Origin of the sequence: Lentilactobacillus parabuchneri DSM 5707 = NBRC 107865 (assembly GCF_001435315.1) — a bacterium.
In the GTDB taxonomy this organism is placed as follows: Bacteria; Bacillota; Bacilli; order Lactobacillales; family Lactobacillaceae; genus Lentilactobacillus; species Lentilactobacillus parabuchneri.
In genome coordinates this window covers 17644-41462 of record NZ_AZGK01000015.1, presented here as the reverse complement: position 1 = coordinate 41462, position 23819 = coordinate 17644, and the positions used below count along the sequence as shown (strand labels likewise).

18 protein-coding genes and 1 riboswitch are annotated in these 23819 nt (G+C 44.5%); of the genes, 6 read left to right on the top strand and 12 right to left on the bottom strand.

Annotated elements, in window-relative coordinates; genetic code table 11:
- Positions 1–266: 266 nt before the first annotated feature.
- The 3 genes from FC51_RS10365 to FC51_RS10355 form a co-directional block, all read right to left on the bottom strand.
- Positions 267–737 (bottom strand): hypothetical protein, encoded by a 471-nt coding sequence (locus FC51_RS10365; RefSeq protein ID WP_057908984.1) that lies wholly within the window; start codon positions 735–737, stop codon positions 267–269.
- Between the two features lie 10 nt (positions 738–747).
- Positions 748–1185 (bottom strand): hypothetical protein, encoded by a 438-nt coding sequence (locus FC51_RS10360; RefSeq protein WP_057908985.1) that lies wholly within the window; start codon positions 1183–1185, stop codon positions 748–750.
- A 98-nt stretch (positions 1186–1283) separates the two neighbouring features.
- Positions 1284–2294, bottom strand: a complete 1011-nt coding sequence (locus FC51_RS10355) for a lipoate--protein ligase (RefSeq protein WP_057908986.1) — start codon at positions 2292–2294, stop codon at positions 1284–1286.
- Positions 2295–2454: 160 nt separating this feature from the next.
- Here FC51_RS10355 and FC51_RS10350 point away from each other — a divergent pair, with 160 nt between their 5' ends.
- The 4 genes from FC51_RS10350 (at position 2455) to FC51_RS10335 (ending at position 8694) form a co-directional block, all read left to right on the top strand.
- Positions 2455–2925, top strand: coding sequence for a universal stress protein (locus FC51_RS10350; RefSeq protein WP_057908987.1), 471 nt, complete (start codon positions 2455–2457; stop codon positions 2923–2925).
- A gap of 79 nt (positions 2926–3004) precedes the next feature.
- The gene (locus tag FC51_RS10345; protein ID WP_057908988.1) at positions 3005–3919 is read left to right on the top strand and encodes an RluA family pseudouridine synthase; all 915 of its coding nucleotides are present in this window, start codon (positions 3005–3007) and stop codon (positions 3917–3919) included.
- Positions 3920–3943: 24 nt separating this feature from the next.
- On the top strand, positions 3944–5410 hold the full coding sequence (locus FC51_RS10340; RefSeq protein ID WP_057908989.1) for an amidase family protein: 1467 nt from the start codon (positions 3944–3946) through the stop codon (positions 5408–5410).
- A 35-nt stretch (positions 5411–5445) separates the two neighbouring features.
- Positions 5446–8694, top strand: coding sequence for a S8 family serine peptidase (locus FC51_RS10335; RefSeq protein ID WP_057908990.1), 3249 nt, complete (start codon positions 5446–5448; stop codon positions 8692–8694).
- Between the two features lie 87 nt (positions 8695–8781).
- On the opposite strand, the gene FC51_RS10330 is transcribed toward FC51_RS10335, so the two are convergent.
- The 4 genes from FC51_RS10330 to FC51_RS10315 all read right to left on the bottom strand — a co-directional run bounded on the left by FC51_RS10330 (position 8782) and on the right by FC51_RS10315 (position 14153).
- Positions 8782–11169: a phosphoketolase family protein gene (locus FC51_RS10330; protein ID WP_057908991.1), complete on the bottom strand. Its 2388-nt coding sequence runs from the start codon at positions 11167–11169 to the stop codon at positions 8782–8784.
- A 251-nt stretch (positions 11170–11420) separates the two neighbouring features.
- On the bottom strand, positions 11421–12836 hold the full coding sequence (locus tag FC51_RS10325) for an MFS transporter (RefSeq protein WP_057908992.1): 1416 nt from the start codon (positions 12834–12836) through the stop codon (positions 11421–11423).
- A 123-nt stretch (positions 12837–12959) separates the two neighbouring features.
- The gene (locus FC51_RS10320; RefSeq protein WP_057908993.1) at positions 12960–13145 is read right to left on the bottom strand and encodes a hypothetical protein; all 186 of its coding nucleotides are present in this window, start codon (positions 13143–13145) and stop codon (positions 12960–12962) included.
- A gap of 276 nt (positions 13146–13421) precedes the next feature.
- Positions 13422–14153 (bottom strand): GntR family transcriptional regulator, encoded by a 732-nt coding sequence (locus FC51_RS10315; protein WP_057908994.1) that lies wholly within the window; start codon positions 14151–14153, stop codon positions 13422–13424.
- A 123-nt stretch (positions 14154–14276) separates the two neighbouring features.
- On the opposite strand from FC51_RS10315, the gene ybaK reads away from it, so the two are divergent.
- Positions 14277–14777, top strand: a complete 501-nt coding sequence (ybaK, locus tag FC51_RS10310; RefSeq protein ID WP_057908995.1) for a Cys-tRNA(Pro) deacylase — start codon at positions 14277–14279, stop codon at positions 14775–14777.
- A 4-nt stretch (positions 14778–14781) separates the two neighbouring features.
- The gene (locus FC51_RS10305) at positions 14782–15516 is read left to right on the top strand and encodes a hypothetical protein (protein WP_057908996.1); all 735 of its coding nucleotides are present in this window, start codon (positions 14782–14784) and stop codon (positions 15514–15516) included.
- On the opposite strand, the gene FC51_RS10300 is transcribed toward FC51_RS10305, so the two are convergent.
- From FC51_RS10300 to adhE, 5 genes are all read right to left on the bottom strand, one after another.
- Complete coding sequence (locus FC51_RS10300; RefSeq protein ID WP_057908997.1) at positions 15509–16150, bottom strand: HD domain-containing protein; 642 nt, start codon at positions 16148–16150, stop codon at positions 15509–15511. The genes FC51_RS10305 and FC51_RS10300 overlap by 8 nt on opposite strands.
- 13 nt (positions 16151–16163) lie before the next feature.
- Positions 16164–16769 (bottom strand): hypothetical protein, encoded by a 606-nt coding sequence (locus FC51_RS10295; RefSeq protein ID WP_057908998.1) that lies wholly within the window; start codon positions 16767–16769, stop codon positions 16164–16166.
- A 223-nt stretch (positions 16770–16992) separates the two neighbouring features.
- Positions 16993–18039 (bottom strand): prenyltransferase/squalene oxidase repeat-containing protein, encoded by a 1047-nt coding sequence (locus FC51_RS10290; RefSeq protein WP_057908999.1) that lies wholly within the window; start codon positions 18037–18039, stop codon positions 16993–16995.
- Between the two features lie 27 nt (positions 18040–18066).
- Positions 18067–20334 carry a DUF5776 domain-containing protein gene (locus FC51_RS10285; RefSeq protein WP_057909000.1) on the bottom strand — a complete coding sequence of 756 codons (2268 nt, stop codon included), beginning with the start codon at positions 20332–20334 and terminating at the stop codon, positions 18067–18069.
- A 193-nt stretch (positions 20335–20527) separates the two neighbouring features.
- Positions 20528–20723: riboswitch (cobalamin riboswitch) on the bottom strand.
- A 362-nt stretch (positions 20724–21085) separates the two neighbouring features.
- Positions 21086–23704, bottom strand: coding sequence for a bifunctional acetaldehyde-CoA/alcohol dehydrogenase (gene adhE, locus FC51_RS10280; protein ID WP_057909001.1), 2619 nt, complete (start codon positions 23702–23704; stop codon positions 21086–21088).
- Between the last annotated feature and the right edge of the window lie 115 nt (positions 23705–23819).

Sequence of the window (23819 nt, the reverse complement as noted above, 5' to 3'; positions counted from 1 at the left end):
TTTACTTGACTAAACGTAGAAAAAGAGGCCAACTGAATTTCTTCAGTTGGCCTCTTTATTACGGCACCTACCATAAGTAGATGGACTTCTTGGATTCCACAATCCGCTAAAGTCAAACACCAGCAAATCTGTGCCTTAAAATGTGTCCCGCTCGAATTCACATAAATCGCTTGCGCGACAGCATAAATGCTGTGTGATTTCTCGACTCATCGCATACAAGTATTATTGCACGTTTTAATGAAAACATCAAGGCCGCTTTCACTCGACTATTTTTCTTCAGACTGCTTTTCAAGATTTTCCTTAACGGCGGCTAAATGCTCAGAAACCCAGTTGTTCATCATATCCAAGTAATTGGCGACGTTGCCGACATAGTCATCTGCGCTGGCAACCTCGTCAATTCGCAATCCCGATTGGTTAACGAGTGGCGAAACAATCACCAGATAAACGTTAACCGGTAACGTTTCTTCATCTTGAAGCATCTTGCTGATAATTTTGGCATCTTGGAATGGTAAGTTGATCAAATTGGTTTCCAATCTCAATGAAACATCTTCATCGGACGCTTTAAGTTCTGCGTAGCCAAGTTTTCCCAAATTCAGTTGTTCTTCCACGTAGTCATACACCGGCTGCATTGATTTTTCAGGTTCTGCAATGATGTCGGCCAACTTCTTGGTAAACGTCTTTCCGGTTATTTTTTCGTTGACGAGATCATCAATGAAACTTACTGTATCTTTTTCCAAAATTTTTCACCTATCTTTTTAATCCTTTTTGTCGATTAATCCGCCGTTGAAACGTATCATGCTGCAAAGTGGCCCGCAATCGAAACGCGATGATGTACCAGTAGACGTTCACCACGATACCAAAGGCCGCCACAGCAGCGACTAACAATTTAACGAAAATATTGGCATCACTATTGATAAACATGGTGGAAATCATCCCCACAAAACCAACCGAGTAGATAGCAATCACGACTGCCAATAAATAGTAGCTGATCTTAACTCTTAATGCCGCCAAAATTAAAGTTGTGGCGTAAAATGCCACCGCGATCCAAGTGACCTGCAATGCTTCAGACGCTTTTGCCGGCGTATTGAGCTTCACGAAGCTAAAGGTCATCAGCCAAGTTGTCGCCAAAAATACCAGCAGCGAAACAATTGCCCAGAAGATGGCCTGCTTCTCTTCTTTTTTCATATAACGATTTACCCTCCAGATTCCAACAAAAAAAGATAAATTCTAAAATGGAATTTATCTTTATTATTAACAGTTTCAGTTTACCGTATTTAACCGGTTTAGAAAAGCATATCAAAGATTTCTTCACGAGGAATTCCGGTGAAGTAATCGTTTAAATCAACGTCTTTCAAGGCATCTTCAAAGTCTTTGCGTTCAAAACGAACACCCTTTAACTTTTCAACCAGGTCAGTGGTGTCTTTGGAACCAAAGTAGTCACCAAAGAATTTAACATTGGAGACCTTACCGTCGTCGACTTGAAGACGGGCATCAATGGTTCCGTTGGTAAAGTGTTGACGCTTCTTAACGGTAAATTCTGGTGAATTACCGTATACCCAATCCCAGTTGTTGTAGTAATCGTCAAAGATCTTGTCAATTCCCTTCTTGTCATCATCAGTTAAGTGATATTCCTTATCCTTAATCTGATCCAAATCTTCAACGTGGAAGAGTTCCTTCAATAAACGATCACGGAATTCTGGGGTGGTCAGGTTTTGATACTTAGGAGCCAAGTATGGCTTCAAGTTAGTTACCCGAGAGCTGACTGACTTGATCCCCTTTGACTTAATCTTATCTTCTGGAACGTTCAAAGCATTTGGAATGACTGACAAATCAACATCCAACATCAACGTCCCATGAGAGAATGTCTTGGGACCCTTAGTATACATTGCATTACCAGAGAACTTCTTACCGTCAACCAAGATGTCGTTTCGACCACTGACTTCAACGGACTTAGCGCCCATATCGTGCAGTGCATCAACGATTGGTTGTACAAATGACTTGAAGTCACCAAACTCCTCGCTGTCGCTGTCAACCACGAAGCTGAAGCAAAGATTGCCCAGGTCTTGGTAAACAGCGCCACCGCCGGAAAGTCGACGAGTTACGACGATTCCGTGCTCATCAACGTATTTTTTATTAATTTCTTCAAGTGTATTTTGATTACGGCCAACAATGATACATGGTCCTTCGATGTAGAATAAAAGCAGTGGTTCATCAAACTTAATTTCGTTCATCAAATACTGTTCAGTAGCCAAGTTGCGTCTGATATCATTTGATTTCATGACATAGTAGTCCATAAAATAAAAGCCCCTTTTCATTTATTTGATCAACTGAATATTAGCACGTTAGGAAAGCGATTACAATCACAAACAAAATTTTGAAAATTTTAATTGATTACATCCCTCGCTGAGAATGGTATAGTTTAAGTAAGGACAATACGAATACGGGGTGATTGACATGCAACAGCAAAAATATGAAAACGTCTTAGTACCGGTTGATGGTTCAAAAACAACTGATAAAGTGTTAAATCGAGCAATTGAAGTTGCCAAAGACAATGATGCACATCTGGATATTTTAAACATCTTGGAAGTAAACCAATTTAACCAAACTTATGGAAGTGCTGTAAGTGGCGATGTTGTTTTCAAGTTAACTGAAAATACCGATGAGCAGCTGAAGAAATACCAAAAGCAGGCTGAAGATGCGGGCGTTAAAAGCGTCGACATCCACATCCGATTTGGCAATCCCAAGCCAATCATTGCCAGAGAATTTCCTAAGGATCACAACAACGATGTCATCGTCATTGGTTCAACCGGGTTAAGTGCCGTGGAACGACTTATTATTGGTTCGGTAACCAGTTACGTCACTCGAACCGCTAAGTGTGATGTCTTAATCGTTCGACCAAAAGATAAGACGAAACAATCAAACTAATTTCAGATGAAGGGCGGTGGCACTTTTGCCGGCGCTCTTTTTTAATCGATTTTTTTAGAATTCATTTTGAGGAAAGCAAATGAAAAATCAACAATGGTCCTTTAACGAAGTGGTGCCGGAAATAATGAACGGCCAATCGTTGAAGGCCTTCTTAAGTCAATACTGGCAGCTGCCAAAACACTTGGTTTATAGTGTTCGCCATGCCAAGCGTGTCTTGGTCAACGATCGTTATCAACCAGTCAATTTCCCGGTCAAAGCAGGCGATCACATCCATTTAACCTTCACGCCGGCCGATTTCGCCAACCCGTTTCCAAATGTGCTCGCCGACTCAGCGGCAACCGTTGAGATTTTGTACGAAGATGACAACCTGGTCGTGGTCAACAAGCGCCGGGGTGACAAGACCCATCCCAATCAGCCGGGAGAAGTTGGCGCAACGATCAATCACCTGGCCGCTTATTTGGCAACCGAAGCGACATTGCCATACATGATTCACCGCTTGGATCAAGAAACCAGCGGGGCGATCATTTTCGGCAAAAATCCGGCAGTCGTTCCAATCCTGGTGGCCAACATTGCCAATAAACAGATTCGCCGAACTTATTTGGCCTGGGTATCTGGTTCAGACCTACCAGATGCGGGAACGATTGACCTTCCGATTGGCCTGGATCCAGCTGATAAGCGAAAACGCAAAATAAACGGCCCACAAGCTGCTAAGGCAGTTACCCACTATCGGGTCATCAAACGCCTTGCAGGTTACACCCTGTTGGAGGTCCAGCTTGAAACCGGCAGAACCCACCAAATTCGGGTTCATTTTGCCGCCATCGGCCACCCATTGGTCGGCGATCCGCTGTATAATTCAAGTAATGGTAGCCCTTTCTTATTGCTACATTCCTGGAAGGTCGACCTACCGTTGCCGTTTACTAAAGAACGTCAATTAGTTGAAGCACCCGTTCCAAAACATTTTCGTGACTTCGAACAGAAGTTGGCAAAATCATAACGGGTATTGCGAAGGGAGTTTACTATGTCAAAAACTAACTTATCAAGTCATTCCGCCACCGAATTATCCGAACTAATCCGGCAGGGCAAATTAAACCGCGTTGATCTAACCCAAGAATTGATCGACACCGTTAAATCAGAGAATCCAAAGCTCAATGCCGTTACCACTCTGTGGCCGGATCGTGCCCTCAAGATGGCAAAGGACTTTTACGATACCGGCCAACCATTTGCAGGTATCCCAATTCTATTGAAGGGATTGGGCCAATCCTTCAAGGAAGCACCGGATACCGCCAGTTCCAAATTACTTGAGGACTACAAAGCTCCGGCTACCAATAATTTTGTCCATTCCTTCCTCCACGCCGGCCTGATTCCGGCTGGAGAAACCAACGCACCTGAATTTGGCTTTAAAAACGTCACCGATTCAAAACTGTATGGAGATGCGCACAATCCTTGGAACACCGATTATCAACCAGGCGGTTCATCTGGTGGTTCTGCCGCAGCTGTCGGTGCCGGTTGGCTGCCCATCGCCGGTGGTAATGATGGTGGCGGATCGATTCGAATCCCGTCATCATTTTCCGGTACCATTGGCTTAAAACCAACTCGTGGGCGTGTATTTGCCGGCCCTGGTGAGTGGCGCGGTTGGCAAGGCGCTTCAATTAATTTTGCAATTACGCGTGATATGAACGATACTGCTCGCTTGCTTGATGCCATCTCAACTGTGCAAATGGCCGCCCCATTCCAGGTGCCATTGCCTTCAGAAAGCTTCACAGCAACCCTGAATAGTCTGCCAAAGACTTTGACAATCGCCTACTCAACCGAGTCGCCTGTTGGAACGCCGGTCTCAGACGAAGCCAAACAAGCCGTCCAAGACGCCGTTGATTTCTTGAGCAGCGAGGGCTATAACATGGTTGCTGCAGACGCCCCAATCGACGGAATTGGCTTAATGAAAAGTTACTACTTAATGAACGCTGGGGAAACTGCCACGATGTTTGCCAATATGCATCTCAACGATCAAGTGATTAAGAAAAATGTTGAGCCATTATCGTGGGCGCTCGGATATGCCGGCCGCTCGATAACTGCCGTTCAGTACAGCCAAGCACTGGCTTTCTGGGACAATATTTCCAGTGACATGGACGCCTTTCAACAGGAGTTCGATCTTTACCTCACCCCAACCACCGCTCATCAAGCACCGCGAATTGACCAACCATTGGTATCGGCAGAGAATCTTGAAAAAATGAAACACATTGAAGATTTGAATCCGGAAGACCAAATGCAGCTGATTTGGGATCAATGGTTGCCGGCATTAACGCTATCCCCATTTACTCAACTTGCCAATATCAGCGGCCAACCCGCAATTAGCCTGCCAACCTACGTTGGGGACAATGGACTCCCACTGGGCATTCAATTTATCGCGCGCAAAGGACGGGAAGACCTGCTATTACAGATGGGTAAATTCTTTGAAGACGAGCACAAATTCAAATTTTTGAAGTAGCCTTGTTTCATAAGCACCACGGAGGGGGAGATTCGATGAAGAACGCTTATAAACTCATCAGCCTACTGGTGCTTAGTCTTGCCGTGAGCCTCATTTCAAACCAATTAGAAACACCGGTCCACGCCCAAACAAACAGCCAAATTGCCGCAATTAAAGAAGCTGCCTCAAAGCCGGCCAATCAAAATGCGCTTAATAAGGGAAACGTCCCCAAGCTGTGGTCTCAAGGATATAAAGGCCAGGGAATGGTCATTGCCATCCTAGACAGCGGTATTCAAAATAACCATGAGTTTAAGCTGTCAAATAATGCCACGGCAAAAATTTCCAAGACAGATGCCCAGCAATTGATTGACAAGCTCGGTTATGGCAAATATGTCAGTCCGAAAATTCCATTTGCTTACGATTATGTCAATCACAACAACGACGATGCCCAAGCAGACAAGGTTTCCGGCTTTCACGGCTTGATGGTTGCCGGCGTTGCTGCCGCAAATGGTGTCGATCGTCAACCGAATTCAAAATACGTTCAAGGCGTCGCCCCGGAAGCCCAGCTGCTTAACATGAAACTATATGGCGGCTTTTCTGACGAGTCTCCAAACGACGTCGCTCAAGGGATTTACGACGCCGTTAAACTTGGTGCTAATGTCATTAATTTGTCGCTTGGAATCGGTGTCGCTGCTGAATCCATGACCGATCAAGAGCAAGCAGCAGTTCAATACGCAACTAATCATGGTGTCTTTGTGGCCATCGCCGGTAGCAACTTCGGTCATTCAGGAAGTATCGAAAACGACTATAACGAGCAGTCCGCTTCTGATGTCACAGTATATGAACCAGCCAACTCCGGAACTATCAGTAATCCGGCCGTTTCACCTTCTGCAATAACGGTTGGTGACGAAAATACCAAACAAGGCAATAACAGTGAAATGGATTCATTCTCGGCGTGGGGACCAACCCCGGACTTCAATTTAAAACCCGATGTGAGTGCACCGGGCCAACACATTGCCGTTCTTGATGAAAATAATCGTTTCACGACAAACACAGGGACGTCGTTTTCGTCCCCATACATCGCTGGTGCCGCCGCACTGATCATGCAGAAGTTGAAGCAAACCCAGCCCAATTTAACCGGTGCCGACTTGGTGAACGCAGTTAAAGTTGCGTTAATGAATTCCGCTTCACCAATGAATGACGATCATTACTCTGGGGAACTAATATCACCTCGAAGACAGGGTGCCGGCCAGGTGAACGTCACCAATGCGGCGAACTTAAACGCGCTGGCAACCGACCCCACAACCAATCAAGGATCGGTTTCACTTAAAGCCATTGGAGAAACGACTAGATTTGCCGTTAACGTCGCCAATCACGGCGACAAACCTGAAACCTACCACGTGAATACCAGCAGCGGTCCGTTTACTGAAGTCCGTGACTCCAATCAACACGGTGTCGGCCGTGTCCATGATACAGCCATTGTTGGTGCGTCTCTTCAGTCCGATCAATCGGACATTACCGTTGCGCCGGGAAAAGCTTCAAGGGTTAACCTGACACTAAACCTTGCCGGCCAGGCGGCGCACGACAGTGTGGCAGAAGGTTACGTTAGTTTGACTAATTCAGATCCCAGTCAAAATTTGACGGTCCCCTATTTTGGCTACTACGGCGATCCAACTGAGGAACCGGCTCTCGACAAACCTGCTAACCAGTCTGGCAGCATCTTTAACGGCGGCTATTTACTTGATAATAAGGACATGCCACTGGGATTGAGCGATCGGACATCACTGGCCAGTTGGCTGAACACCCTCTCCGATCCGGATGCCTTGCGGGATTCAGTCGTTAAGAAAATTCAAAGCGATAAGGTGGCCTTTTCACCTAATGGTGATGGCCGTTCCGATGCGATCAGTCCGTATGTCTTCGCATTTCAAAATCTCCAAGCCGTGGCGGCTGAAATCACTGATTCTAATGGTCACGTTGTCCGAATAATTGACCAGGAAACCAACACCCAGAAGTCATTTCAGGAAAATGGCGCAGCCTACGTGGATGATCTGACTCTATCGCCGTCAATGCGGCTCAATCCATTGGCACTCAACTGGAATGGCATGGCATATGATCAATCAACCGGTAGGATGAAAGTTGTTCCAGACGGCCAGTACCACTATGTTTTGCAAACAACCAACTATAACGATGGCGCCGAAAAGAAGCAATCTTATAGCTTGCCTGTCAAGGTCGATACGGTCGCACCGGCAATTACCCAGACCAAATATCAAAACGGCCGACTGTCCGTCAGTTACTCGGATGTCGGTGCCGGCTTCACAGAGCTGTCGACACTAGCCGTCAAAATTGGCCAAAAAACGGTCGGTGTAAGCTTAAACAACGATGGCCAATCAAATACTGGCAACTTAACTTATAAGTTATCTGCCGCCAAACAGCGGGCACTCAAGCAAGCTAAGGGGAAACTCCAACTTCAACTGGCAGATGTTGCCGGCAATCAGACCCATAAAACCATTAAGCTTGTTCCAAGTCAGTATAAAACGATCAAGAAATCGCCAACCGGTACGTCAAAAATCGTTTGGACTGTTAAAACCGATGACTTGCAAACGATGATGAGTCATGCCAAGTTTGCAGTCACCACTCGTTTTCCCCCAACCAAAGGGATTACGTTTAAAGGGCTTAACGACAATGACTTAACCTTGATAAACGCGGCCAGCAGCGTGTATGATCCGGCTACCCATCAGTTAACGATTGCCGGAAAGGTCAACAACTCAAAGGACAAGTTGATTATTTTAAAGAGTCCGGATCAACATAGTCCCGGCGATCGGGTAAAAATTCAAAAGTCCGGGCAGTTTAAATTTGAAATGCCAGTCGCCCCTACAACTCAGCGTGGAATTGGCTACATTTTAAAGAAATCAACGAAAAACAAAGTGACAACTGTCCGTGGCACGCTCGTGGTCATTACGGATACCACGGTCCCGTCCCTGAATCTATCATTAAATCCTGGTGTGCAGCAAACTGGAAATCATTACCAGATGGACACAACTGAGGATCAGATTACAATTAGCGGTTCAGTAAATGACAATGTCGACGGCTATCGCCTGTTTATTAATGGCGATAATCTTTTCCATGAGCAAAACAACGCCGGCTGGGTTAATCACCAAGACCTTGGCGCTAACCCGAATCCACATGCTGCCCATCAATTCAGCCAAACTTATAATTTGAAAAACGGCCAAAATATTTTCACGGTTTCCGCGGTCGATGAAACAGGCAACACCACTACAAAGACCATTACCGTCATTCGTCAATGATCATAAATTGAATACGAAAAAGGAGCTCAAAATCATTTCTGATTTTGAGCTCCTTTTGCTATTAGTCATCAATTAACAGTAATTAAATTACTTCTTGAGACCTTCCCACTTCCAGTCAACAACTTCTGGAAGATCAGTTCCTTCTTGACGAATGTAGGCATTATGCTTGTCGATAGTGTCGTTCATACGTTGGATGAAGTAACCGGCCTTAACAGTGTAAGCTGGAATATCTTGAACAGCTTCCTTAGCAAGGCTGAAGCGATCCAATTGGTTCAAGACACGCATGTCAAATGGTGTTGTGATATCACCATTCTCACGGTAACCATGAACGTGAAGGTTGTGGTTATGACGATCGAAGAAGATATCCTTGATAAGTCCTTCGAAGCCATGGAATGCGAAGATAACTGGCTTGTCAGTAGTGAACAAGTTGTCAAAGTCTTCGTCGCTCAAACCACGAGGGTCAACCTTAGGTGAACGAAGCTTCAATAAATCAACAACGTTGATGTAACGAATCTTCATTTCTGGGAATTCCTTGTTCAAGATTGAGATAGCAGCCAATGCTTCCAAGTTAGGTTCTGAACCTGCGGCAGCAAAGACAACATCTGGTTCTTGACCTTGGTCAGTTGATGCCCAATCGATGTAGCCAAGACCATTCTTAACGAGGTTTTGTGCTTCATCCATTGTGTACCATTGACGACGTGGGTGCTTTGAAGTAACGATTAAGTTGATCTTTTCGTAAGTTCTGAATGCAACATCACCAACTGCTAACAATGTGTTGGCATCTGCTGGAAGATACTCACGGATAAATTCAGGCTTCTTCTCAGCTAAATGAGTTAACATACCTGGATCTTGGTGGGTATAACCATTGTGATCTTGCTGGAATACTGTTGAAGTATCAACAAAGTTCAATGAAGGATATTGCTTTCTCCAGTATTGTTCTGAAGCCTTACGCAACCACTTCATGTGTTGAGTCAACATTGAGTCAACAACACGTCCAAATGATTCGTAAGTAGCAAAGAATCCATGACGACCAGTCAATACATAGCCTTCAAGCCAACCTTCTGCTTGGTGTTCTGAAAGTTGTGAATCGATAACACGGCCGTGGTTTGAAAGATCTTCATCAAATGGTTCGTGAATATCTTCCATCCATTGACGCTTTGAATCATCAAGCAAGCTGTAAAGACGGTTTGACTTAGTTTCGTCAGGGCCGAATCCACGGAAGCTGGTTGGGTTAAGTTCAGCAACCTTTTCCAACCAGTTTGACCATTCGATCATATCTTGCTTTTGAGTAACACCACGATCAAATTTAACTTCGAAGTCGCGGATGTTAGGGAACTTCAATGGTTCTGGCTTGATACCACCATTGGTGATTGGGTTAACAGCCATTCGCTTGTCGCCCTTAGGAGCAACTTCACGAATTTCTGGAAGAACAGTTCCGTTTTCATCGAACAATTCTTCTGGCTTGTATGACTTCAACCAGTCAATGAGCAAGTCTTTATGTTCCATTGAGCCTGCAGCAACAGGAATTGGAACTTGGTGAGCACGGAATGAACCTTCGATAGGGTTACCATCGAGATCCTTCTTAGGACCAGTCCAACCTTTAGGTGAACGGAAGATAATCATTGGCCAGTTAGGCAATTTAACATTATCTGGAGTTTCGTTTTCACGAGCATTCTTTTGAATTGACTTGATTTCTTCGATCACATGGTCAAGAGTCTTGGCAAATTCTGCTTCAACCTTGGCATGATCCGTATCAGCAGTAGCTTCAACGAAGTATGGATCCCAGCCCATTCCTTTGAAGTAACTAGTTAAATCTTCGTCACTCATACGTGAAAGGATAGTAGGGTTAGAAATCTTGAAGCCGTTCATGTTAATGATAGGAAGAACAGCACCGTCGGTAATTGGGTTGATGAACTTGTCAGAGAACCATGATGCAGCCAATGGGCCGGTTTCTGATTCGCCATCACCAATTTCAACAGCAGCGATTACATCTGGGTTGTCTAAGATAGCACCGGTACCATGTGAAAGTGAGTATCCAAGTTCTCCACCCTCATGGATTGAACCTGGTGTTTCTGGTGCGGCATGAGAAGCAACTCCACCTGGGAATGAGAATTGCTTGAACAATTTAGCCATACCTTTTTCGTCTTGGCTGATGTTTGGATAGATATCTGAATAACTACCGTCAAGATATGAGTTGGAAACCATAACTTGTCCACCATGACCTGATCCTTCAATGTAGAACATGTTCAAATCGTATTTGTTAATAACACGGTTCAATTCTGCATAGATAAGGTTTTGGGATACGATAGTTCCCCAGTGACCAATAGGCTTAACTTTAACGTCTTTGGCTTCGAGGGGTCTCTTAAGCAATGGGTTGTCGCGCAAGAACAATTGACCTACTGAAAGGTAATTAGCGGCACGCCAGTACTTGTCAACAAGTTCCAAATATTCTTTGGAATCGTAATCTACTGTCATTAATTAACACTCCTTCTTCGATTTAACAACAAAGCTTCTGTATAGAATGTTCGTAAAATTCACCAATGAATTCTTGATCAATTTACATCACTAATACTAAACGATATTTTCAAAAAGTCAACCTTTTAGAAAATTGATACGGTCCAATATTTAGTGACAGAAAATTCTATACTTATTAGCTATTATGGACGCTTATAAAAGGTTCGTCCACTATTATTAATATTTTGTAACAAAATTTTCTCAATTTTTACTTAACGATTTTGTCGATGCCAATTAACGATGACTTGAGCGATGAATAAGGCCGCCAATACAGCAGTTGTCACAATAAAAGTAAACCGCATGCCAAAAATAAATGCCCCTGGCTGCGCAACCGGATAATCGTTGACTGGTCGTCCAAGATTCATGCTAATCCCACCAAATAGTAAAATATTGGCAAAAATCGAGCCAAGTGTCATACCGGTGTTTCTCGAAAAGCCCAGCAACCCGCTGGCAATTCCCAACTGGTCCTTGGCAACTGCGTTCATGACCAAAACGTTTGTCGGTGCTTGAAACAACCCATTTCCCAAACCAACAAAGCCCAGCCAAATGCACAGCACTATTAGCGAAGTGGCGTGATTAACACTGGCCAGCCCGACTTGGCTGATAATCAACATCGCTAGCGAAATGGCCGCGATGACGTGGGAGCCAAATTTGTCACTGAGCCATCCGGCAAACGGTGAGACGACAATTTGAATGATTGGAAAGCTGATTAAAATTAGTCCTGCCAGATCGGTACTAATGAGTCGATTCTGTTCCAAATAAATCGGTTCGATGATATTAACGACAAAATTAATCCCGTAAACGAGTACCGTCGCAAGTAAACTAAGGGAAAAATCACTGTTATGAAACAAGTGAAAATTCATGACGGGATTTTCTGCACGCATTTCAATATGCCTGAATGCCACAAGCAAAATCAGCGTTGCAATCATCAACCCCACAAAAGTAAAACTGGAAAAGCCGACTTGTTGACCCAAAATGAGTCCGACAAATAAACTGGCAGCCGTGATGATTAAAATCAGCATGCCGATAAAGTCAACGTTTCCCTTGGATTTGACCTCATTTTTAGACAACACCAGTTGACCAAGAACGATTGCCACCAATCCGACCGGTACGTTAACCCAAAATATGTAATTCCAGGGAAGATAAGTCAAAATCAGGCCACCAAGGCCGGGACCGGCGATGCTGCCCAAGGCAACTACTGAACCGAAGCTGCCTAGAGCAAGTCCCCGTTGCTGCTTAGAAAAGGTCTCGGTAATAATTCCGGCGTTGGTGCTCAGCGTCATACTGGCACCGATTGCCTGAACGGCTCGCATCAGTAAAATCCAGCCAAAGCCGAGGTTGAAGCCACATAATAATGACGCAATTGTAAAAATGACGGTGCCGATTTTAAAGACCCGTGCTTTGCCGAACAAGTCACCCATCTTACCAAACGGCAGCAAGAACATACAGGTCACGATCAGGTAACTTGATGCCACCCAGGTAATCTGTGACGTTGGCACGTCCATTGCCCGCGACATGACCGGTAATGCAATGTTGACAATACTGCTGGTCAACGTCGACATGAACGATAATAGGACGACTGCGGTAAAAATCCACCACCGATTTTGATTTGCGTGCTTCTCAACCATCTTCTCACCCCATTTCATCTATAGAATAAGCGTTTTTTGAGAAGGTAGTTGAAATGATGCTTAAAATAAAAGCAGTGAGCCGTTATTCGACCCACTGCAACTTAATTGCGAACCTAAATGAAATTAATGAAACATATTCAACAAGATATCAGCTCCCCAGGGAGTTGCGGCTAAAATCGCAAATATTAAGATCATAACGCCAACGCCGACAAAAATATTGCGGACGGCCGGACGCTCCTTTTGCTTAAATCCATAAACGAGAATGAAAATGCCAAAAATGGCGAGGACGAACATAATATAAAAACCCATGGGAGGTGCTCCTTTTATATTTTTTATCTAGCTGAAATGAGCTCTGACGACCGCAAGCAGCGCGCAGCGTCTAGCCTACTTGGCGACGGGCCTGACGCTAACTTCCAAGGGACCACTGCTTCAAACCCGGTTCAAGAGGGTGTTACTTTTTACCTAGCCGAAATGAGCTCCGACGCAACTGATGCTAACTTCTAAGAAGAGATGAATCAAAACCCAAACCCTGGGTTTTAATCCATCTCTTCTTAGAAACCGCATCAACCCGTTGCTCGTCGCTCTCTACTTATCTTCATCCAAATTCACAAACGTATTATAATTCAAATATTTATAGTGAATCCGCATATTTGAGACTTCAAACGGTGTTCCGTCATCCAGGAAGAAAATACCTTCCATCACACCGACCGGTTCCACCGGCTTCAATCCCAACAACTCCTGGTCCTCTTTTGTTGAGGGATCCGCCGTTATTGTCATGAACGACTTGGTAACCGAATTTCCAGTTGCGTCCTCAAAATAGTTGAAGATCGAGCCTTCTACTCTTTGCGCATTTAGCTCAGGTGCGACCCTGATTGGAATATATCCCAACTCAATCATAAACGGCTTGTCATCAAACGACCGCAACCGTTTAATTTCGTACACAAATTCACCCGGATTTAAAAATAATTCGGTCTGCAATTCTTCACTTGCCGGCACAACCTTGAAGTCCAACAGCTTAATTTGTGGCGTTTGGCCATCACTCTTAAAACTATCTGTAACCCCTAAATTGGATCCCTCGTATTGAAAAATGGTTTGATTCTTCTGATACAGCGGGTTAATGAATGTTCCGGATCCCCGCTTTTTGAAAATAATTCCCTGATTTGCCAAAACATTCAACGCGCGTTTAATTGAACTTCGGCTAACACCATAAGATTCGCTCAGGCTTCGTTCATCCGGCAGTTTCTTTGAGGCAAACTCGTTTGCCTGGATGCGTTCCTTCAAATCCTTCATGATGTTGCGATATACTAAATCAGCCATTTGTGCTCCTTATAAAATCGTTAACTTGATCTATTATTAATAAAGTATAACAGATTATCATTCTCTTTGTTCAGCCGGAATCATGTCCCAGGTTGTGATAAAATATCTCTGAGGTGTTATGACATGTCAAAAAAGAAGAAGAATCAAGTTCATAAAACGCTAGTGGAACAAATTTTAGATAAGCACAAAATCCCCTTTGTCCAAATGGAATTTCCAACTCACAAAGAGGGTGATGTTGAACAAATTACCGTTGATCACGTTGACCAAGACGAACACCAAATTTTCAAAACGCTGGTACTGACTGGAAAAAATACCGGTCCTGTTGTTGGTGTCGTCCCAGTTGACGAACACTTGGACGAAAAGAAGCTGGCCAAAGTGTCCGGCAACAAAAAAGTCAACATGGTGCCATTGAAGGATTTATTAAAGACGACCGGCTACCAACACGGTGCCAACACCCCCATTGGCATTTGGGAAAAATTTCATTACCCCATTTACGTTGACCAAGAGGCAAAAGATATGGGCGACATTATCGTATCGTCTGGTCAAATCGGCCGGTCAGTTAAAGTCGATGCCCAACAAATGGTCGATTTAATCGGTGGAAAATTCGCCGACATAAAGGAATGACAAGATGCTCAAAGATATTTTGACAAACATTGGTTTGGTACTCGGATTACTCATCGGGGTACCATTTCTTTTTATCTACCTACTTTCAGCAATCAACCGCAACACAAAACAACAAATTGCCAATCGCTTTGGCGTTAAAGGCCAGTTGGTATTTGGCTTTCTTGGCATCATCGTTCATGAAGCCAGCCACCTGATCGTAGCACTTGTTTTCGGCCACCACGTCGACCAGTTTCGCTTAATTCGCATCCCCACCGCTGAAAATGAAACACTGGGTTACGTCCACCACACGTGGCGAAAGCAAAACATCTACCAGAATATGGGCAACCTGTTTATCAGGGTGGCACCAATCTTTGGCTGTTGTTTAACGACACTCTTATTAGCTCGGTCCTTCATCCCCGAAGTTTACCAGTCTTTGATTGTTTCGACTCAGCAGTCCTTCGGGCAAATCGGCTGGCTGATGCCGTCGGTCAACTGGCTTTCTTTACTGATCTTCTTGGTCATTGCGGCCAACATTTGTATCGGTGGATTTGACCTGAGCTCAGCTGATTTTGAAAATTCTAAACAGGGCTTCTGGCAGGCCATTTTATTCCTGGTGGCAGTCACAATCATCATTTCAATCACGCCATTTTCAGCGGGGTTCTTCGCCCTGCTTGGCCACTTCACAACGATAATTGTGGTGATCTCGATTTTTAATCTCGTGATTTCAACACTGATGAACGTCATCTTTCGGGTTATTTAGACCCATTCCACTCGTCGACAAATTCACTGACAAAGTCCTGCATGACTTGTTGGCGATGCTCGGCGATTTTTTTAGCTGTGGGTGTATTCATTTGATCTTTTAACTTGAATAATTTTTCATAAAAATGGTTAATCACCGTTCCGCGTTTTCGATACTCGGACTTGTCCATCCCCGTCCGTGGCATGATTCGTGGATTATACATGATTTCACCGAAGTGGCCGCCAAAGTAAAATGTCCGCGCGATACCGATTGCGCCAATTGCATCCAAGCGATCAGCGTCTTGGACAATTTGGCCCTCAATTGACAACTTGTGGTGCGCCTTAAGATTGGCGCTATACGACATATTATCAATGATCGCAAACACGTTGGTGATAAAGGCATCATCGTAGCCAACTGCTTTGAGCTGGTCGACAATCGCCTGTCGTTTCGCTTCAGGGTTGGTAGTGACCTTGTCGTCACTGACATCATGAAGATACGCGGCGATAACTACCAACGATTCATCAGCGTCTTCGCCTTTTAAAATTAATTTGGCCAGACTGACGACCCGCTCAATATGAGTGTAATCGTGTCCGGTCGTTTCGTACCCGAGTTCTTTTTGGACGAACCCGCGGATTTGTCTGAGTCCATTAATCATATGCCGCTCCTTTTTAGATAACTGAGAGAATATATAACGCCAGCTTACCGAGAATGAGGCTCCAGAACAGTTGCCAGTGTAATAAGTAAGCATGCTTGATTGCTTTGAGCCATGTCAGCGCAAACGTCCACCAGTGCACATGGCTGCGGTTTTGGACGTAATATTGGCCTATCTCTGTTAACATCACAAATAACAACAATTCAAGTAGCACCATCAAAATAAAGTAGCCAACGTAAATCACGACAATCAGCCATTTCAACGTCCCAAGTGATGACTGAGCTGCCGCAAAAATACTTTGTGCGGTGCCGCCCATGATAAAAGCCCCAATGATACTCAACCAAAGCGATGATAAAATCGATGTTGGCATAATCGATAGTATCAAAATTGGCAGCAATAATTGAAAATCTTTTCTCAGTTCTTCAAAAGCCAGTGGACCAATAACGCTGAAAAACGAACCCACACTTTTCACCTGACCAACGTAGTCAAACCCATATTGGAGTGACATCCCAATAAAGACGACGATGGAAGCAACAGCCCAAACGACGACAAAAAAATTCTGGCGGTAGACTGTTAAAAGCGTCAATAATTGTGTTTTAAAATTGGCTGGTTTAGTTGACATTTGAGTTACCTTCTTTTGGTATTTAAGTATTAGTATACCTTTCATTAGAATAATTGTAGAGGTCTGTGAACATTTAAACAAACAATAGGCCAGGACAAAACTAGATGTTTTGCTCTGACCTTTTTTATGCAAATATTATCTTGTTAAATTGTGCGTCCAGTCCCATCTTTCGGTTGTTTAAGCAATTATATTCTGGAAGCTAATTGCTATTCGGTCACACTGTTTAATTTATCCCGTAAACAGATTGGTGCTTCACTGCAGCCTTATATGCCGCTATCGCCAAATTAACCTGGCCGACACCATACAGTTGGCTGGTGGCGTGCTTGATTGAGCCGGATCGATTAACGTACGTCAGCATTGCGAGCAGTGGCGTCGCTGTTTGGTTCGCCTTGATGGGTGTCGTGTTCACGTATTTTTGAGTCGTTGAATCGTTTGCTAAGGCGATGATCGCTTCGGCTGTCGAATTCGCGTTAGCCGTCGTTTTGCCATTGAATGTGTAGCCAAAAGCGCCGTTGGGTTGGGAAATACTGAATAGGAATTTTTGGCCGCTTTGAATACTTGAGCGAACATGGTTGCTACTGGAACCACTCCGAGAAAGGGCTGTTAAGACCATGCTGGTCGTGTCGGCGTCCTTGGTTCCCTGAGCGTTATTGTACGTCCACCCCGAATTTGTCAATTGCGCATTCACCAACCGCGAGCTCAGACTGGTCTTGCTAAATTTGGCGTTGCTTGGCCGTTTAAATTTACTGCTCATCGAAACGGCAATCAGCACCTGAGCTTGTGAGCTGGCTGTTTGGTTGGAAATGCGTGCGCGATACAGCCTGGCCACCAGATTGATTCCGTGTTTTTGGTGATATGGCTTGTATTTTTTCGCGTTCATCCCCATCGCCGACACCGCCATTACGGCATTGGCTAACGAAGCGGCCGGCGTATTTCGCTTAATCACCAAGTTCTTACGTAATAAAGTTCTTTGCTTGGTGGTGAAACGATAATGGTTTCCTTTGAGACCAAGTAAAAAATCGGAGTAACCAGAAGATGCACCAGTATCCGGATAAGCTTTCTTGCTAAAAATGGCACTGGTCTTACCGGACAAGCCGGTTCGATTTTTGATCAACATCTTTTTGGCATAGTTATAGGTCCGTTTTGTCTGGGTGTGGATCGTCGTGGCTGTAGCCGTGTGCACAGATGCTGCGTTAGTCGTTGTCGCAAAAGTAACGGCCATCAACGCAGCGGTTGATGCCACCAGGATTTTTTTAATCAGTTGATTCATATGAAAGAACCTCCTCAAAATACGTCATTATTTGTTGTAAGTCAGCGAAATTTGATCACCATTTTTGACAGTATACGCACCAATGGACACGTTCGGTTGGTTGCCATTGACTGCGTATAACCAGCCGGTCATGGTTCCCGCTGGCCCGGCATTATATCCATTAATCCCTTTAACGTAAGCTGTACTGCCGGATCCACTGATTGTAATCGATAAGTTGTGTTGTGAAGCCAGGGCATTTAACGCGTCCAGCGCTGTTTTACCTTTGGCCACCGTGACGCTGCCACTTGCAATTACTGAGCCATTGGCGTTAATCGTCAATGTTACCGTCTCAGTGCTGGAGTCCGTGTTAGAACCAGAATTGGCATTGGCATTTCCAGCCGGATTAGTCGGCACATTGTTTGGCAGTGTGGCGGTCCCATTGGATGTCGTTGGCGTCGTTTGCTCTTGGGTCGTCGTAGAAGATGAACTGGTTGCAGATGAAGTGGGGACAGTCGGTGTTGCCGTGGCATCAGTGTTTTGAACAACCGCTTTTGCAATCCGAGTGGCAAATACCATTTTTTTGTTGGCGGAGACGTAACAGCCATTGGCCAACCGCAGACGAGTTGTGCGCCCGTACTTAACAACTTGTTTAACTGCTAGAAGCGCATTTTTCTTTACATGATGCTTCCTATCGGTCAGTTTGACTTTTCCATACTCATTGATTCCTTTAGGATTGATCACTTTAACCTGGATAACTTTAGCAGAATAGTAAGCCCTTGAGAAATGGGTTGCCCCTGCTAATGCGTAGCCGGTCTTACCACTCCCGAGGTTTTTCAGCTTATAAATCGGCTGGCTGTTTTGATTGATCGTTTGGCTGATGACGAGAAACATCGGCCGCTTGGTTCGAGGTTGCTTCTGATAGGTCCGTATGAGATTGGACTTGGTAAAGTGAGTCGTTTTGTACAGCTTAACCTTCGTCAACCCATAGACAACCGATCCCTTGATACTTTGATGCTTCTTTTGAGGGGTTGGCGCTACTTGCGAACTTGCGCTTGAGGCTGAACTCGATGAATTTGCCCCACTACTAATAATCGTCGTGTAATTATTGTTGATCGTGGTCGGTGTTGTACTTGTCGAATTGGCGTTTGAATCAACAATTTTCACATTGTTGATTGCCGCAATCCCCACCGCTCTGTCGGCAATTGCTTCTTCAGCCGAGGTATCAGCATTAATCTTTGTGATTGAACTTTCTAGAATCTGGTTAACCTGACTGATCGCGGTTGCCTTATCAGTTGCGGAGCCTACCGTATCGCCGTTAATTACTTGTTTTTGAGCCGTGGCCGCCTGATTTAATTTAGCAAGTTCTCGTGGCCTGAAGGTCGGGTTCTGTTCAAAATTAAAGATCCACCCCTGACCACCATCTTTGGTAAATTTGGCTTGTTCCAAAGTATAGGTGGCTTGCTGAAGCAGCATCGAATTACTGTCCGCATCAACGTCTTTTTGATCCAATAAACGTTGAACGGGGGCTTTGTAATCCGCCTTATTGTTTAATGACGTATAAACATCGACGCCCGCGGCTGCCAGTCCGTCGACCATCGTAATGTTGTTATACTGATCCTCCTTATTATCTTGATTGCCAAAGCCACCGTTTGGTTGGTAATAGTGATTTTCAACTTCGGCTACCGCTTTTGAGATTGCCGCGGGAACCCCTGGCTGATCCGTATTCATTGAGAGTGCCTGTAGGGCTCGTCCAGTAGGATCAACATCACCCCACGCAGACTTCCAGATACCTGATGCTGAGTCCCGAGCAGCCAAGAGTTTGGTCGTCAAACTTGCCCGCGCTTTTTCACTTGCTTTGCCGTAACTTCCAGTACTTAAAGCTTCCAGGTCGTTAACCAAAGTATATAAATCCGGCTTCTCCTTTTGTGCCAGTGGATCGTTAATAACCTGCCCCACCAAATCCTTTTTATTGATGTTGGCCGGATCTTTTCCCAAAGCACGAAGACCAATGACGCCCGCAACGTTTGAAACGCCGGCATAGCCATGATCCTCCCCGCTCAGAAAATAGTTCGTGGTAACAATGTCGTTATAGGCGTTTTGTGCCTGGGCATCGGTAATGCCATTGTCACTGGTGGCCAAAATGGCGGCATCCCACGCATCTAACGTCTCTTTTTGCGCGGTCAGTTTGACGCCGGATGCAATGGCTGAATCAACGTCGGCCGAAGTATCTGCTCTGGCAACGTTACTTCCTCCGGCAAATAATAAGGTCAACCCTAATATGAGTGATATCCAATAAACAAACTGCTTTTTCTTCATGCGTATGCTCTCCTCCAAATAATTAAATCGTGATGACGCCCTCAACAAAAAATGAACACAACAAAAAAGCCCGGCTAGTTTCGCTAGCCAGGGCCGTTTCTCAATCACTAATAACCTAAATTCAGACACTTATTTTGGGTACACAAAATATCCGAGAGATACGCTATTAATTGACAAAGCCGACCCTAAGAAGCTTTGCAATCGGCATAACAAACGTATCCTGACTTGATCTCGTCCTACAACTGTCCTCTTTCCAGGGTGACCCAGTGAGTTGTGACAGCTTCGTCAATCTTACAGTAGCGAAGGGGCTGTAAAGGATTTGCACCTTTTTCCGTTTTATTATGCTTCTTAACATGGAAAATTATAGCATAGAAAGTTGACCGATCTTGGAGCTTTTGAAAAAGTGTTAGTAAAATGCTGTTTTAGGACAGCTGCACAAACCGGCACTCCCCAAATAAAGCTCAATAGCCCAGCCACGCGAGTAATTGCGTAACTGGGCTATTGGTGATCTGGCGGTTCTCATTTATCGTGTTGCCAATGCTACAAATTTCTTTGGATAGTTAAGTACCTCTCCCGGGTTAGGCTGCTTTTTAGGACAGCTCCGACGCAACTGATGCTAACGTGTAAGCCTAAAATGATTTAAATCCAAATTCGGGATTTTAATCATTTTAAGCTTACACACCGCATCACCCGTTGCTCGTCGCTCACTTATTCCATTAATACTCAGAAGCTAAACGGTTTGTTCCGCTCACTATTTTTCTACATTCGTTCCTTCATAATCGTCAATCATAATTTGCTTCAAATCGGCAATCAAAGGTTCCTTTGGGTTGGCTGTCGTGCATTGGTCTTCGTATGCTAATACTGCAAGACGATCAACTGCTGCATCGAACTTCGCCTTGTCAACGCCCCAAGCCTTCAAGCTTAAGGTTACGCCAACTTCATGAGCTAACTTGATAATTCTTTGAACTAATCCTTCGATCAATTCATCGTCGTTCTTACCTTGAATTCCAACGTAACGGGCAATTTCTGCATAGTCCTTGTTGGCACGGAAGTACTCATACTTAGGCCATACGGCGATCTTTTCTGGTAATTTGGCATTGTAACGAATCACATGTGGCATCGTGATTGCAATCGCGATCCCATGGGTCAAGCCGAATTCGCCACCAAGCTTATGAGCAACTGAATGGTTAATTCCTAAGAAGGCATTACCAAATGCCATTCCGGCTAAGGTTGCAGCGTTATGCATTTCTTCTTTAGCGTGCATGTTGCCATTGTATGAGTCAGCCAGGTTGTCAAATACCAACTTGATTGCTTGCAGTGACAATGGACGGGTGTAATCAGATGCCATTGTCGAAACGAATGATTCGATTCCGTGGCATAACGTATCCAAACCAGAAGCAGCAATGTTACCCTTTGGTACAGTTTCAACAAATTGTGGGTCAACAATCGCAACATCAGGTGTCAAAGCGTAGTCAGCCAATGGGTACTTAACATGCGTCTTTGAGTCGGTGATAACAGCAAATGGTGTCACTTCCGAACCAGTTCCTGAAGTTGTTGGGATCGCAATCATTTGAGCCTTCTTAGGCTTGTTGAAGCGATATGCCCGCTTTCTGATATCGATGAATTTCTGCTTAGCACCGAAGAAGCTGGTCTTAGGGTCTTCGTAGAATAACCACATGTTCTTGGCAGCGTCCAATGGAGAACCACCACCCAAGGCGATGATTGTATCAGGCTTGAACGCGTTCATTTGACGAACCCCTTTTTCAACCGTATCAGTGGTTGGATCAGGTTCAACACCTGAGAACAGTGAATATTCGATTTCATTAGGACGACGCTTCAATTCGTCAAGCACCTTGTCAACGTAACCGAACTCAACCATTTCTGGGCTGGTTACGATGAATACCTTGTTAATGCCAGGCATATCCATGAGGTAACGAACAGAAGTCTTTTCAAAGTAAACTCGTGGTAACTTAATCCATTGCATATTATTTCGTCTCTTTGCGATAGTTTTGACGTTCAACAGGTCATAGTCGGTAACGTTATGAGAAATCGAGTTGGCTCCCCATGAACCGGTACCTAATGTCAATGATGGTGTCATTTCGTTGTAAAGGTTACCGATACCACCAAAGCCACCTGGCGTGTTGACCAGAACACGGGCTGCTTTCATTTGTTTACCAAATTCAAGTGCCAAGTCGTCGTCCAAAGTTTGGATGCCGGCCGTGTGACCCATTCCACCGAAGTGAAGTAATTCGTCACAGATCTTGAATCCTTCTTCATGGTTCTTAGCCTTGTAAATGCTGATGACCGGGCTGAGCTTTTCAGCTGACAATGGGTACTTAGGACCAACGCCAGTAATTTCAGCGGCTAATACTTTAGTGTTGTCAGGAACTTTGATGCCGGCTAATTTAGCGATCCCTTTGGCTGATTTACCAGCGATAGGACCTTTAACACCACCGGTCTTAGGGTTGAACATTGCTTCTGCCAACTTGTCCTGGTCCTTCTTTTCGACAAAGAAGACACCGTTCTTAACTAATTCCTTCTTAACTTCAGCGTAGATATCAGTATCAATAACCGCACTATTTTCAGTGGCACAAATCATTCCGTTATCAAAGGTCTTTGAGAGAACCAAATCGTTTACGGCACGCAGGATGTTTGCAGTCTTTTCGATATAGACAGGACCGTTACCCGGACCAACACCTAAAGCAGGCTTTCCAGTTGAGTAAGCAGCTTTAACCATGCCTGGGCCACCAGTAGCAAGCGTACTTGCGACACCTGGGTGGTTGATCAATTTAGTGGTTGCTTCAATACTTGGTTCTTCAATCCATTGAATACAACCTTCAGGAGCACCGGCAGCAATCGCAGCGTCACGAACAATTTTTGCAGCAGCGATTGATGACTTCAATGCTTGTGGATGGAAACTGAAGATAATTGGGTTTCGAGTCTTCATTGAAATAATTGATTTGAACAACGTCGTTGAGGTTGGGTTGGTAACTGGGGTAATTCCAGCCAGAACACCCAGAGGTTCAGCAACCGTAATCAGTTGACGTTCTTTGTCATCCTTGATCACACCAACAGTCTTGTGGTCGCGAATACTGTGCCAAACTTCTTCAGTGGCGTACATATTCTTAATTGCCTTGTCTTCAGCAACACCACGGCCGGTTTCTTCATAAGCCATGATGGCAAGATCCATATGCTTGTCTTGGCCGGCCATTACCATTTGGTGGGTAATGTGGTCAACTTTTTTCTGGTCAAATGAGTCCATAATTTCAAGTGCCTTTTGGGCCTTTGAAACCAATCCATTAATGACAGTATCAACGTCAGTTGTGACGTCCTTCTTTTGCTTTGTTTCTTTTGCTTTATTATCAATCATTGATTTTCCTCCAATGAAAAGTTTGTAGGTTGTTTGTTTGTTATCAATTTCACAAGATTAATCATATCACGTATTTTTCAAATGTAAATAGTTTTGTTCAAAAAATCACAATTTA